This window comes from Microbacterium sp. E-13 (assembly GCF_049912955.1).
Classification (GTDB): Bacteria; Actinomycetota; Actinomycetes; order Actinomycetales; family Microbacteriaceae; genus Microbacterium.
Genome location: NZ_CP183973.1, coordinates 1,688,666 through 1,701,214 on the forward strand (window position 1 = coordinate 1,688,666; position 12,549 = coordinate 1,701,214).

The 12,549-nt window shown below is 68.8% G+C and carries 11 protein-coding genes; 10 read left to right on the plus strand and 1 reads right to left on the minus strand.

Features of this window, described 5'->3' with window-relative positions; translation table 11 throughout:
- The first annotated feature begins 3 nt into the window (after window positions 1-3).
- The 10 genes from uvrA to ACN9MP_RS07675 all read left to right on the plus strand — a co-directional run bounded on the left by uvrA (window position 4) and on the right by ACN9MP_RS07675 (window position 11,599).
- Window positions 4-3,009, plus strand: a complete 3,006-nt coding sequence (uvrA, locus tag ACN9MP_RS07630) for an excinuclease ABC subunit UvrA (protein WP_426325293.1) — start codon at window positions 4-6, stop codon at window positions 3,007-3,009.
- A gap of 5 nt (window positions 3,010-3,014) precedes the next feature.
- The gene (gene uvrC / locus ACN9MP_RS07635) at window positions 3,015-5,003 is read left to right on the plus strand and encodes an excinuclease ABC subunit UvrC (protein WP_426325294.1); all 1,989 of its coding nucleotides are present in this window, start codon (window positions 3,015-3,017) and stop codon (window positions 5,001-5,003) included.
- A gap of 22 nt (window positions 5,004-5,025) precedes the next feature.
- Window positions 5,026-5,907 carry an RNase adapter RapZ gene (gene rapZ / locus ACN9MP_RS07640; RefSeq protein ID WP_426325296.1) on the plus strand — a complete coding sequence of 294 codons (882 nt, stop codon included), beginning with the start codon at window positions 5,026-5,028 and terminating at the stop codon, window positions 5,905-5,907.
- Window positions 5,908-5,975: 68 nt separating this feature from the next.
- A complete protein-coding gene (whiA, locus tag ACN9MP_RS07645; RefSeq protein ID WP_426325298.1) occupies window positions 5,976-6,953 on the plus strand; it encodes a DNA-binding protein WhiA in 978 nt (325 codons plus the stop codon).
- A gap of 153 nt (window positions 6,954-7,106) precedes the next feature.
- The gene (locus ACN9MP_RS07650) at window positions 7,107-7,733 is read left to right on the plus strand and encodes a superoxide dismutase (RefSeq protein WP_426325300.1); all 627 of its coding nucleotides are present in this window, start codon (window positions 7,107-7,109) and stop codon (window positions 7,731-7,733) included.
- Window positions 7,734-7,835: 102 nt separating this feature from the next.
- Window positions 7,836-8,846, plus strand: coding sequence for a type I glyceraldehyde-3-phosphate dehydrogenase (gap, locus tag ACN9MP_RS07655; RefSeq protein ID WP_426325302.1), 1,011 nt, complete (start codon window positions 7,836-7,838; stop codon window positions 8,844-8,846).
- Between the two features lie 8 nt (window positions 8,847-8,854).
- A complete protein-coding gene (locus ACN9MP_RS07660) occupies window positions 8,855-10,069 on the plus strand; it encodes a phosphoglycerate kinase (RefSeq protein WP_426325304.1) in 1,215 nt (404 codons plus the stop codon).
- Window positions 10,060-10,851 (plus strand): triose-phosphate isomerase, encoded by a 792-nt coding sequence (gene tpiA / locus ACN9MP_RS07665; protein WP_426325306.1) that lies wholly within the window; start codon window positions 10,060-10,062, stop codon window positions 10,849-10,851. Before ACN9MP_RS07660 ends, tpiA begins: the two co-directional genes overlap by 10 nt.
- A gap of 143 nt (window positions 10,852-10,994) precedes the next feature.
- On the plus strand, window positions 10,995-11,243 hold the full coding sequence (gene secG, locus ACN9MP_RS07670; RefSeq protein WP_045298839.1) for a preprotein translocase subunit SecG: 249 nt from the start codon (window positions 10,995-10,997) through the stop codon (window positions 11,241-11,243).
- Window positions 11,243-11,599, plus strand: coding sequence for an RNA polymerase-binding protein RbpA (locus ACN9MP_RS07675; protein WP_426325309.1), 357 nt, complete (start codon window positions 11,243-11,245; stop codon window positions 11,597-11,599). The genes secG and ACN9MP_RS07675 overlap by 1 nt, the downstream gene beginning before the upstream one ends.
- A 148-nt stretch (window positions 11,600-11,747) precedes the next feature.
- Here ACN9MP_RS07675 and pgl read toward each other — a convergent pair whose 3' ends face one another.
- Window positions 11,748-12,527, minus strand: a complete 780-nt coding sequence (pgl, locus tag ACN9MP_RS07680; RefSeq protein ID WP_426325311.1) for a 6-phosphogluconolactonase — start codon at window positions 12,525-12,527, stop codon at window positions 11,748-11,750.
- Window positions 12,528-12,549 lie beyond the last annotated feature (22 nt).

Consider the following 12,549-nt stretch of genomic DNA (forward strand, 5'->3'; position numbering starts at 1 on the left):
CTGGTGCCCATCGTCCCTGTCGCCCTGCCTGGAAACATGCCCGGAAACGCGTCCGTGAACCCCGTCGGCGGCATGAGCGGAAAGCTCAGCGTCCGCGGCGCCCGCGTGCACAATCTCAAGGATGTCGACCTCGACATCCCGCGGGATTCGCTCGTCGTGTTCACCGGCCTGTCGGGCTCGGGCAAGTCGAGCCTCGCGTTCGACACGATCTTCGCCGAGGGTCAGCGCCGTTACGTCGAGTCGCTGAGCGCCTATGCGCGCCAGTTCCTCGGCCAGGTCGACCGTCCCGACGTCGACTTCATCGAGGGTCTGAGCCCGGCGGTCTCGATCGACCAGAAGTCGACCAACCGCAACCCCCGCTCGACGGTCGGCACGATCACCGAGATCCACGACTACATGCGCCTGCTGTGGGCTCGCATCGGCGTGCCCCACTGTCCGGAGTGCGGCGAGGTCATCCAGCGCCAGACAGTGCAGCAGATCGCCGACCAGCTGATGGAACTTCCCGAGCGCACGCGGTACCAGATCGTCGCGCCCGTCGTGACCCAGAAGAAGGGCGAGTTCGTCGACCTCTTCAAAGAGCTCGGTGCGAAGGGCTACGCCCGTGCGATCGTCGACGGCGAGCTCATCCAGCTCGCCGAGCCGCCGGCGCTGAAGAAGAGCTACAAGCACGACATCGCCGTCGTGGTCGACCGCCTGGTCGCGGCCGACGGCATCCTGGACCGCGTCACAGACTCGGTCGAGACGGCGCTGTCGCTCGCCGGGGGCGTGATGCAGGTCAACTTCGTCGACGAAGAGGGCGACGCCGCATGGCAGTCCTTCTCGGAGAAGCTCGCGTGCCCGAACGGCCACCCCCTGCAGCTCACCGAGATCGAGCCGCGCACGTTCTCGTTCAACGCGCCGTTCGGCGCGTGCCCGGCCTGTTCCGGTCTCGGCACTCGCATGTCGGTCGACGTCGAGCTCATGCTCGGCGACGAGGAGCTGTCGATCCGCGAGGGCGTGCTCATCCCGTGGACCACGCAGGGCAAGGGGCTGTTCCAGTACTACGAGCGTCTGCTCGAAGGTCTCGCCCGCGATCTGAACTTCTCGCTCGACACCCCGTGGCGCATGCTCCCGGCGGCGGTGCGTGAGGCCGTGCTCCGCGGCGAGAACTACAAGGTGACGGTCAAGTGGAAGAACCGCTACGGCCGCGAGATGCGCTACTCGTCCGGCTTCGAGGGCGTCGTGCCCTACATCGAGCGGCAGTACGCCCAGGCCGAGTCCGACACGCAGCGGCAGCGCTGGTCCGAATACCTCCGCGAGGTCCCGTGCCCGGTGTGCGACGGCGCCCGGCTGAAGCCCGAGGTGCTGGCCGTCATGGTGCACGGTCACTCGATCGCGGATGCCTCGCGCCTGAGCCTCGGCGAGGCGCGCGAGTACTTCGCGAAGCTGACCCTGACCGAGCGTGAGGCGGTGATCGCCGCGCAGGTGCTGCGCGAGATCCGGCTGCGCCTCGACTTCCTCATCCGCGTCGGCCTCGACTATCTGAGCCTCAGCCGGGCCGCCGCCACGCTGTCCGGCGGCGAGGCGCAGCGCATCCGTCTCGCCACGCAGATCGGCTCCGGCCTCACGGGCGTGCTGTATGTGCTCGACGAGCCGTCTATCGGCCTGCACCAGCGCGACAACCGCCGTCTCATCGAGACGCTGGTCGCCCTCCGCGACCTCGGGAACACGCTCATCGTCGTCGAGCATGACGAGGAGACCATCCACGCCGCCGACTGGGTCGTCGACATCGGCCCGGGCGCCGGCGTCAACGGGGGCGAAGTGGTCCACTCCGGCCCCATCGACGAGCTCCTCGCCGACACCGAATCGATCACTGGCGACTACCTCTCGGGCCGGCGCGCGATCCCCACCCCGAAGAAGCGTCGCAAGATCGACAAGAAGCGACAGGTGACCGTCGTCGGCGCGCGCGAGAACAACCTCAAGAACGTCACCGCCGACTTCCCGCTCGGCGTCCTCACCTCGGTCACGGGCGTGAGCGGCTCGGGCAAGTCCTCGCTGGTCAACGGCATCCTGTACCAGGTCCTCGCCACGCGGCTGAACGGCGCGCGTCGCGTCGCGGGCAAGCACACCCGCGTGACCGGGCTCGAGAACCTCGACAAGGTCGTGCACGTCGACCAGGCGCCGATCGGCCGCACGCCGCGGTCCAACCCGGCGACCTACACCGGCGTGTTCGACCGCATCCGCACCCTGTTCAGCGAGACGCCCGAGGCGAAGGTGCGCGGGTACCAGCCGGGTCGCTTCAGCTTCAATGTCAAGGGCGGCCGGTGCGAGGCGTGCTCGGGCGACGGCACGATCAAGATCGAGATGAACTTCCTCCCCGACGTGTACGTCGACTGCGAGGTGTGCCACGGCAAGCGGTACAACCGCGACACCTTGGCGGTGCACTACAAGGGCAGGAACATCGCCGAGGTGCTCGAGATGCCCATCGCCGAGGCGGCCGAGTTCTTCGAGCCGATCCAGGCGATCCACCGCTATCTCAAGACGCTCGTCGACGTCGGCCTCGGCTACGTGCGGCTCGGCCAGTCCGCCACGACGCTCTCCGGCGGCGAGGCGCAGCGCGTCAAGCTCGCCACCGAGCTGCAGCGGCGCACGAACGGCCGCTCGATCTACGTGCTCGACGAGCCCACGACCGGTCTGCACTTCGAAGACGTCCGCAAGCTGCTCGAGGTGCTGAACGGCCTGGTCGACAAGGGCAACACCGTGATCGTCATCGAGCACAACCTCGACGTGATCAAGTCGTCGGACTGGGTCATCGACCTGGGGCCCGAGGGCGGCGCCGGCGGCGGGCAGATCATCGCGACGGGCACGCCCGAGCACATCGCGCGCGTCGAGGCGAGCCACACCGGCCAGTTCCTCGCCGAGGTTCTCGGAATGCGCGCGCCTTCGCACGCGGCCGCCGGGCACCCCATCGCAGAGGTCGCGGGCGCGGAGGCGGATGCCGGGCCCGTCGAAGTGCGCAAGGCCGGCTGAGCCGCATGGCGCGCTCTGCTCCCACCGTTCCGTACAAGCCGAAGCCGGGGGAGATCCCGACCAACCCCGGGGTCTACCGGTTCCGCGACGCGGACGGGCGCGTGCTCTACGTCGGCAAGGCGAAGAACCTCCGCGCGCGCCTGTCGAACTACTTCGCGCCATTGCACACGCTGCACGAGCGCACACGCCGGATGGTCACCACGGCGGCGTCGGTGGAATGGACGGTCGTCGCGACCGACGTCGACTCCCTCCAGCTCGAGTACCAGTGGATCAAGGAGTTCGATCCGCCGTTCAACGTCCGCTACCGGGACGACAAGTCGTACCCGTTCATGGCGATCACCCTGGCCGACGAGGCGCCTCGGGTCATCGTGACCCGCAATCGCCGCATCCCGGGCGCCAAGTACTTCGGACCGTATCCGAAGGTCTGGGCGGTGCACGACACGATCGACCTGATGATCAAGGTCTTCCCGATCCGCACCTGCAGCGACTCGTCCTACAAGAAGGCGATGTCGACCGGGCGCCCGTGCTTCCCGGGCCAGATCGGGCGTTGCGGCGGTCCGTGCTCGATGAAGGTCACGATCGAGGAGCATCGGGCCATCGTCGAGGACTTCATCGCGTTCATGTCGGGAGGTGACCAGCGCTTCACGAAGGACCTGACAGCGCGCATGCGCGAAGCCTCGGCGGCGATGGACTATGAGGCCGCCGCGACGTATCGCGACCGGCTTCAGGCGATCGACGCCGTCCTCAACCGCAGCGCGCTCGTGCTCGCCGCCGACACCGACGCCGACCTCTTCGGCATCGCCGAAGACGAGCTCGCCGCGACGGTCCAGCACTTCGTGGTGCGCGGCGGGCGCGTCCGTGGCGTGCGCGCGACCACGATCGAGAAGGAGATCGACATCTCCGGCGGCGATCTCGTCGATCAGGTCCTGCAGCGCGCCTACGGCAACGCCGAAGGCGCCGACATCCCCCGGCAAGTGCTCGTTCCGTCGATGCCCGAGGACGCCGCCGACCTGGAGGAGTGGCTGCGGACTCGTCGTGGCAAGAACGTGACGATCCAGATCGCCCAGCGCGGCCGCAAGGCCGACCTCATGCGCACCGCGAACCTCAACGCGCAGCAGGCGCTCATGCTCCACAAGACCCGTCGCACGAGCGATTACGTCGCGCGCACGCAGGCGCTCACCGATCTTCAGGAGGCGCTGGACCTCGTCGAGGCGCCGCTGCGCATCGAGTGCTTCGACGTGTCGCACCTGAGCGGCACGAACGTCGTCGCGTCGATGGTGGTGTTCGAGGACGGCCTCCCACGCAAGGACCAGTACCGCTCCTTCAAGGTCGAAGAGACCACCGACGACACCGACTCCCTGTACCGGGTGCTTCGACGCCGGCTGGCGTACCTCGATCGCCCCGAAGAGAACGAGGCGGAAGATCTCGGTACGGGCGCAGAGCGCCCACTCGCTCCGGCGGCTGCCTCCACCCGTCCATCGAGCGGGGAGGCGGTGGAGACCGAGGGCCCGGTGATCACGGAACGCCGTCGCCCGCGGTTCGCGTACCGTCCGCAGCTCCTCGTCGTCGACGGTGGAAAGCCGCAGGTCGAGGCAGCAGCGCAGGCCCTGCGAGACGCCGGCCACGCGGAGGTCGCGCTGTGCGGCATCGCCAAGCGCCTCGAGGAGGTGTGGCTGCCGGGGGAGGAGTACCCGGTGATCCTTCCTCGCACGTCGGAGGCGCTCTACCTGCTGCAGCGGCTGCGCGACGAAGCACACCGCTTCGCGATCACGCACCAGCGCAAGCGGCGGCGCCGCGACATCCAGAGCGTGCTGGCGGAGGTTCCAGGCCTGGGTGAAGCCCGGATCAAGGCGCTGCTGCGTCACTTCGGATCCGTGTCGTCCCTCCGCAAGGCCACGCCCGACGAGATCGCCGAGCTGCCGGGCGTCGGGCCCAAGCTCGCAGCGGCGATCCACGCGCACCTCGCGCAACCCTCCGCCGTCGCGACTGACTAGGCTTGTCGGGACGGGGGTGGTCATGGCTGAGACGGCGCGTCAGGACGTCGGCGAGGTGCTGATCGTCACCGGCATGTCGGGAGCAGGGCGAACGACCGCGGCGAACGCCCTCGAAGACCTCGACTGGTACGTCGTCGACAACCTGCCCCCGCAGATGCTCAAGCCGCTGCTCGACCTCACCGAGCTCGCCGGCGGAGTGCTGCCGCGCGTGGCCGTCGTGGTCGACGTGCGCGGGCGAGACCTCTTCTCCGATCTGCCGAACGCGATGCGCGCGCTCCGCGAGCGTCGTCAGATCCGGCTGATGTTCCTGGACGCCTCGGACGATGCGCTGGTGCGCCGCTTCGAGGCGGTGCGCCGCCCTCACCCGCTGCAGCACGGTGGCACGATCCTCGACGGCATCCGCCGGGAGCGGGCGCGTCTGGCCGCCGTCCGCGAGAGCGCGGACATCCTCATCGACACGTCGTCCTACAACATCCATCAGCTTGCGACCAAGGTGGCAGACCTCTTCAGCGAGGAGGGGGCTGCACGCCACACCCTCACCCTGCAGAGCTTCGGCTTCAAGTACGGGTTGCCGCCGGATGCCGACATGGTGGCCGACATGCGCTTCCTTCCCAACCCGTTCTGGGACGAGGAGCTGCGCCCCTTCACGGGCGAAGATCCCCAGGTGCGTGAGTACGTGCTGGAGCAGGAGGGCGCGCGAGCATTCCTGGACGCCTACAGCCAGGCGCTGCGGCCCGTCCTCGAGGGCTACCAGCGCGAGAACAAGAGCCATTCGGTCGTCGCCGTGGGCTGCACCGGCGGCAAGCACCGCTCAGTCGTGATGGTGCGCGAGCTCGCCGAGCGGCTCGCGAGCGTGCCCGGCGTGGCCGTTCGGATCTCGCATCGCGACCTCGGCAAGGAGTGAGGAGAAGCCGGCCGGACGCGTCCGGGTAGGCTTGACGGTCGTTCCCGCAAGACCCATGAAGGAGACCCGTGTCGCTGACCGCAGACGTGAAGGCCGAGCTGATCACCGTGCGAGACCCGCGCCCGACGGCACGGGTGGCCGAGCTCACGTCGGTGCTGCGATTCTCGGGAGGGCTGCATTCGATCGCCAACCGCGTCGCGGTCGAGGCCGAGCTCGACTCCGACATCCTCGCGCGGCGCACGGCACGCGACCTGGTCGAGCTGTACGGCGTCCGTCCCGAACTCGTCCACGTGCAGGGCTCGGGCGCTCGCAGCGGCAGCCACTACGCCGTCCGCGTGATCGAGGGCGGCGAGACCCTGGCTCGCCAGACGGGACTCCTCGACCAGCGTCGCCGTCCCGTGCGGGGCCTTCCCAACAAGCTCACCACCGGCTCGCGCGGCGACCTCGCGGCGATCTGGCGCGGCGCGTTCCTCGCGGCCGGATCGCTCAGCGACCCGGGCCGCTCGGCCGCACTCGAGATCACCTGCCCGTCCTCCGAGGCCGCTATGGCGCTGGTCGGTGCCGCGCACCGGCTCGGCATCGCCGGCAAGGCGAGGGAAGTGCGCGGCATCCCGCGCGTCGTCGTACGAGAGGGCGAGGCGATTCGAGCCGCGCTGGCGGTCATGGGGGCCGTCCGCGCGGCATCGGAGTGGGATCAGATGCGCCAGCGCCGCGAGGTGCGCGCGGGCGTCAACCGCCTCGTCAACTTCGACGACGCCAACCTCCGGCGCTCCGCGCAGGCCGCCGTCGCCGCCTGCGCCCGCGTGGAGCGTGCACTCGAGATCCTGGGCGACGAGGTGCCCGAGCATCTCCGCCAGGCCGGCGACCTGCGCCTCGCCCACCGCGAGGCGAGCCTCGACGAGCTGGGACACCACGCCGACCCGCCGCTCACCAAGGACGCCGTCGCAGGCCGCATCCGCCGCCTCCTCGCCATGGCCGACAAGAAGGCCGATGCCGAGGGCCTCCCCGGCACCGAGTCCGCCGTCCCCGCGGGTATCGAGGACTGATCTGCCCGGGCGGATGCCGCAGCCGCGGCATCCGTCTCCCACACGTCACAGTGGGAAGCAACCCCGGTGCAGGGGCGTTGCCGGTCAGTAGGATGAGTCCGTCACCCTCGCTGCGCCGGGGACTTCGGCGCGCGCCGACAGGAAGAAGAGAACATGGCGAAGTACACCTTGCCCGACCTCCCCTACGACTACGCCGCACTCGAGCCGCACATCAGCGGCAAGATCATGGAGCTGCACCACAGCAAGCACCACCAGGCGTACGTGACGGGCGCGAACACCGCGCTGGAGCAGCTGGCCGAGGCGCGCGATTCCGGCAACCTCGCGAACGTGAACAAGCTCGAGAAGGACCTCGCGTTCCACCTCGGTGGCCACGTCAACCACTCGATCTTCTGGACCAACCTGTCGCCCGAGGGCGGCGGCGAGCCCGAGGGGGAGCTGAAGGCCGCGATCGACGAGTTCTTCGGCGGCTTCGACAAGTTCCAGGCGCACTTCACGGCAGCGGCCAACGGCATTCAGGGCTCGGGCTGGGCCGTCCTCAGCTGGGACCCGATCGGTGAGCAGCTCATCATCCAGCAGCTGTTCGACCAGCAGAGCAACACCGCGCAGGGCACGATCCCCATCTTCCAGCTCGACATGTGGGAGCACGCCTTCTACCTCGACTACCTCAACGTCAAGGCCGACTACGTCAAGGCGGTCTGGAACATCGCGAACTGGCAGAACGTCGCGCAGCGCCTCGACGCCGCCCGTCAGAAGACCCCGGGCCTGCTGGTACTGTCCTAGTTAGTGCGGCCGTCCCGGCGGGACAGCCGCCGGGACGCCGTTGTCCTCGTTCGCATCGCAACAACCGCGCATTCGCGCACGACACATCTCAGGAGAAACTCCGTGACTGTCAAGATCGGCATCAACGGCTTCGGCCGAATCGGACGCAACTTCCTTCGCGCAGCCCTCGCGCAGGGTGCGGACCTCGACATCGTGGCGGTGAACGACCTCACCGACAACAAGACTCTGGCGCACCTGCTCAAGTACGACTCCGTGGGCGGCGTGCTGTCCGAGGACGTCTCGTACACCGCGGACTCCATCACCGTGGGCGACAAGACCATCAAGGTCTTCGAAGAGCGCGACCCCGCCAACCTCCCCTGGGGCGACCTGGGCGTCGACATCGTCATCGAGTCGACGGGCCGCTTCACCAAGGCCGAGGACGCCAAGAAGCACGTCGCCGGCGGCGCGAAGAAGGTCCTCATCTCGGCCCCGGCCACCGGCGACGACGTGACCGTCGTCATGGGCGTCAACGAGGGCGACTACGACCCGGCCAACCACGTCATCATCTCGAACGCTTCGTGCACCACGAACTGCCTCGCGCCGCTCGCGAAGGTCTTCAACGACGCGTTCGGCATCGAGCGCGGTTTCATGATGACCGCCCACGCGTACACCGCCGACCAGAACCTCCAGGACGGCCCGCACAGCGACCTGCGTCGCGCACGGGGTGCGGCGATCAACATCGTCCCCGCCTCGACGGGTGCCGCCAAGGCCATCGGCCACGTGCTCCCCGAGCTCAACGGCAAGCTCAGCGGCTCGTCGTACCGCGTTCCGGTTCCCACGGGCTCGATCGTCGACCTCACCATCGTCACGCCCACCGAGGGCCTCACGGTCGAGCAGGTCAACGAGGCGTACAAGGCCGCTGCCGCAGACGGCCGCCTCGCCGGGTACCTGCAGTACACCGAGGACCCGATCGTCTCGAGCGACATCCAGGGCAACCCGCACTCTTCGATCTTCGACGCCGAGCTCACGAACGTGAGCGGCAACCTGGTGAAGGTCTCGGCGTGGTACGACAACGAGTGGGGCTACTCGAACCGCCTCGTCGACCTCACCGAGTACGTCGCCGAGAGCCTGTAGTCACAGCCATGGCCCTGCGCACCCTCAGCACGCTGGGTTCGCTGGCCGGCAAGCGCGTCATCGTCCGTGCTGACCTCAACGTCCCCCTCAAGGACGCGGTCATCACGGACGATGGCCGTGTGCGGGCCACGCTCCCCACGCTCAACGCCCTGATCAACCAGGGCGCCCGCGTCATCGTCTGCTCGCACCTGGGCCGTCCCGATGGCGCTCCCGACGAGAAGTACAGCCTCGCGCCCGTCGCGCAGCGCCTGTCGGAGCTCCTCGGCAAGCCCGTCGCGTTCGCGCGGGACACCGTCGGGGAGTCGGCCCGGGAGGCCGTCGATGCCCTGGAAGACGGCGACGTCGCGGTCATCGAGAACCTCCGGTTCAACGCCGGCGAGACCGCGAAAGACGACGCGACGCGTCGTGCCTTCGCCGAGGAGCTCGCCGCGCTGGGTGACGTCCTCGTCTCCGACGGCTTCGGCGTCGTGCACCGCAAGCAGGCGTCGGTCTACGACCTTGCCGAGATCCTCCCGTCGGCTGCCGGCTTCCTCATCGAGAAGGAGGTCGACGTCCTCGACCGCCTGACCGAGAACCCGGAGCGTCCGTACACGGTGGTGCTCGGCGGATCGAAGGTCAGCGACAAGCTGGGCGTCATCGATCACCTGCTGCCGCGCGTCGACCGTCTGCTGATCGGCGGCGGGATGCTGTTCACCTTCCTCGCCGCCCAGGGGCACAAGGTCGGATCGAGCCTTCTCGAGGCCGACCAGCTCGAGACGGTGCGCGATTACATGCGGCGCGCCGAGGAGTCGGGCGTCGAGCTGGTGCTTCCCACCGACGTGGTCGTCGCGTCGAAGTTCGGTGCCGACGCGGAGCACGTGGTGACGCGAGCCGACGCCATCGAGGAGACGCCCTTCGCGGCGTCCGGTCTCGGCCTCGACATCGGGCCCGAGACCGCCGAGCGGTTCGCCGCACTCGTGCGCGACTCGAAGACGGTGTTCTGGAACGGGCCCATGGGCGTGTTCGAGCTCGCTCCGTTCGCCGCGGGCACGAAGGCGGTCGCCCAGGCGCTCACGGAGGTGGATGGCCTGTCGGTCGTCGGCGGTGGCGACTCCGCCGCAGCCGTCCGCCAGCTCGGATTCGCGGACGACGCCTTCGGTCACATCTCGACCGGCGGCGGCGCCAGCCTCGAGTTCCTCGAGGGCAAGAAGCTCCCCGGACTGGAGGTCCTCGGATGGCAGTGAGCAGCCGCATCCCGCTGATCGCGGGCAACTGGAAGATGAACCTCGACCACCTGCAGGCGGTCGCGTTCGTGCAGAAGCTGCACTGGACGCTCAAGGACGCCAAGCACGAGGACGGCTCGGTCGAGGTGGCGGTCTTCCCGCCGTTCACCGACCTGCGCACGGTGCAGACCCTGCTCGACGCCGACAAGATCCCGTTCGCCCTCGGCGCGCAGGACCTGTCGGCCCACGACTCCGGAGCTTACACCGGCGAGATCTCGGGCGCCTTCCTGGCGAAGCTCGACGCCCGCTACGTGATCATCGGCCACTCCGAGCGGCGTCAGTATCACGACGAGACCGACGAGGTCGTGGGGTCGAAGGTGCAGGCGGCTCTCAGGCACGGCCTCGTGCCGGTGATCTGCGTGGGCGAGACCAGCGAGGACCTCGAGAAGTTCGGCGCGAGCGCCGTGCCGGTGAGCCAGCTGTCCGTGGCGCTCGAGGGCGTGAAAGGCGACGCCGACATCGTCGTCGCCTACGAGCCCGTGTGGGCGATCGGCTCCGGCCAGGCCGCGACGCCGGAGCAGGCGCAGGACGTCTGCGCGAAGCTCCGCGAGGTCATCGCCGAGAAGCTGGGCGCCGATGCTGCGGCCCGAACCCGCGTGCTCTACGGCGGCTCGGTCAAGGCGGCGAACATCGCGAGCTTCATGCGCGAGCCTGATGTGGACGGTGCGCTGGTCGGTGGAGCGAGCCTCGTCGTCGACGAGTTCGCGGCGATCATCCGGTACCAGAAGCACGTCGGCGTCTGACCCCCCTTCGGCAGGCTCGGTGTCCGGGTCCCACGGACCCGGAACACGGCCGCCGGGCCCGCTGAAGCACCGCCCGCCGGGCTACACGTATACTTGTCCCTTGTGCGATCGGCGATCGATCGCTGCGAAAGGCTTGAACGACTGTGCAGATCCTCGAGTTCGTGCTGCAGGTGCTTCTCGGCATCACCAGCCTGCTGCTGACCCTTCTCATCCTGCTCCACAAGGGGCGCGGTGGCGGCCTGTCCGACATGTTCGGCGGCGGCATGACGTCGGCGCTCGGCTCGTCCGGCCTCGCCGAGCGCAACCTCAACCGGTTCACGGTCGTTCTCGCGCTGGTCTGGTTCGCCTCCATCGTGGCCCTCGGCCTGATCACGAAGTTCCAGGCGCTCTGATGGCTACGGGAGGCAACGCGATCCGCGGCACCCGTGTCGGTGCCGGGCCCATGGGCGAGCAGGACCACGGCTTCCACGCCGAGCGTGTCGCCATCTCGTACTGGGACGCCCTGGGCAACGAGACGGTTCGCTACTTCGCCGCGGGCATCCCCGAAGAGGAGATCCCCGACACCATCGACTCACCCCACTCCGGACTGCCGGCCGGCCGCGACAAGGAGAACCCTCCCGCTGTCGCGAAGACCGAGCCCTACAAGACGCACCTCGCCTACGTGAAGGAGCGCCGCACCGAGGAAGAGGCTGAGACCCTCCTCGATGACGCGCTGAAGCAGCTGCGCGAGCGTCGCGGGCAGGACTGAGCCGGGCCAACCCGAGCAGGAACGAGAAAGCGGATGCCTCTGCATCCGCTTTCTCGTCTGCTGGGAGGTTTCGATACGCTCGTTCCTCGCTACTCAACCTCGAGTCGAGCCGCATCAACGCTCGTACCTCGCATCGACCCGGCTCGACTCAATACTCCCGGTCGATGAGGTCGGGCGGGACCTGTGCGGCGGCGGCCTGATCGACGAAGAAGATCGTGCGCTTGCGGCCCTTCGCCCCGGCGGCCGGCACGCTGGCGTAGCTCGCCCCGGCTAGGGCGAGCCCCAGGGCGGCCGCCTTGTCGGGGCCGAAGAGCACCAGCCAGACCCGCTTCGAGCCGTTGATCACAGGCCGGGTCATCGTGATCCGGTCGGAAGGCGGCGTCGGGGAGTCACGGACCGCAACCACGCTGTCGTCCGTGACCTGGATCTCGGGCCGGTCCGGGAAAAGCGACGCGATGTGCCCGTCGGGTCCGACGCCGAGGAAGCACACGTCGAAGGCCGGCCAGGGTCCGTCCGGGCCCGGGAACTCCGCCAGCTGTGCCGAGTAGGCGGCAGCTGCGCCTTCCAGGTCGACGCCGTCGTCGCTCGCGGGTGCGGCATGGACGTTGGCCTCCGGAATGTCCAGCGCGTGGAGCAGGATGCTTCTCGCCTGGTTCTCGTTGCGTTCGGCGTGATCGCGGGGGAGGAATCGCTCGTCGTTCCACCACACGTGCACGCGCGACCAGTCGAGCTCGCCGACGCGGGGACGCCGAGCGATGGCGGCAAGCAGGGCGGCGCCGGTCGCGCCCCCGGTGAGCGAGACGTGGACGAGCTTTCCCTCATCGAGTCGTTTCGACACCCGATGGACGAACCGGGCCGCGACGGAGTCGGCGAGAGCGATCGGGTCCGGACTGATGACGACGCGCTTCTCGGCCCAGCCGTCAGCCATTCGCGTCGACCAAGTCGGTCAC

Coding starts and splice junctions, on each gene's coding strand:
- uvrC (WP_426325294.1), top strand. CDS start 3,015: ATGGCGCGCTCTGCTCCCACCGTTCCGTACAAGCCGAAGCCGGGGGAG.
- rapZ (WP_426325296.1), top strand. CDS start 5,026: ATGGCTGAGACGGCGCGTCAGGACGTCGGCGAGGTGCTGATCGTCACC.
- ACN9MP_RS07650 (WP_426325300.1), top strand. CDS start 7,107: ATGGCGAAGTACACCTTGCCCGACCTCCCCTACGACTACGCCGCACTC.
- ACN9MP_RS07660 (WP_426325304.1), top strand. CDS start 8,855: ATGGCCCTGCGCACCCTCAGCACGCTGGGTTCGCTGGCCGGCAAGCGC.
- tpiA (WP_426325306.1), top strand. CDS start 10,060: ATGGCAGTGAGCAGCCGCATCCCGCTGATCGCGGGCAACTGGAAGATG.
- ACN9MP_RS07675 (WP_426325309.1), top strand. CDS start 11,243: ATGGCTACGGGAGGCAACGCGATCCGCGGCACCCGTGTCGGTGCCGGG.
- pgl (WP_426325311.1), bottom strand. CDS start 12,527: ATGGCTGACGGCTGGGCCGAGAAGCGCGTCGTCATCAGTCCGGACCCG.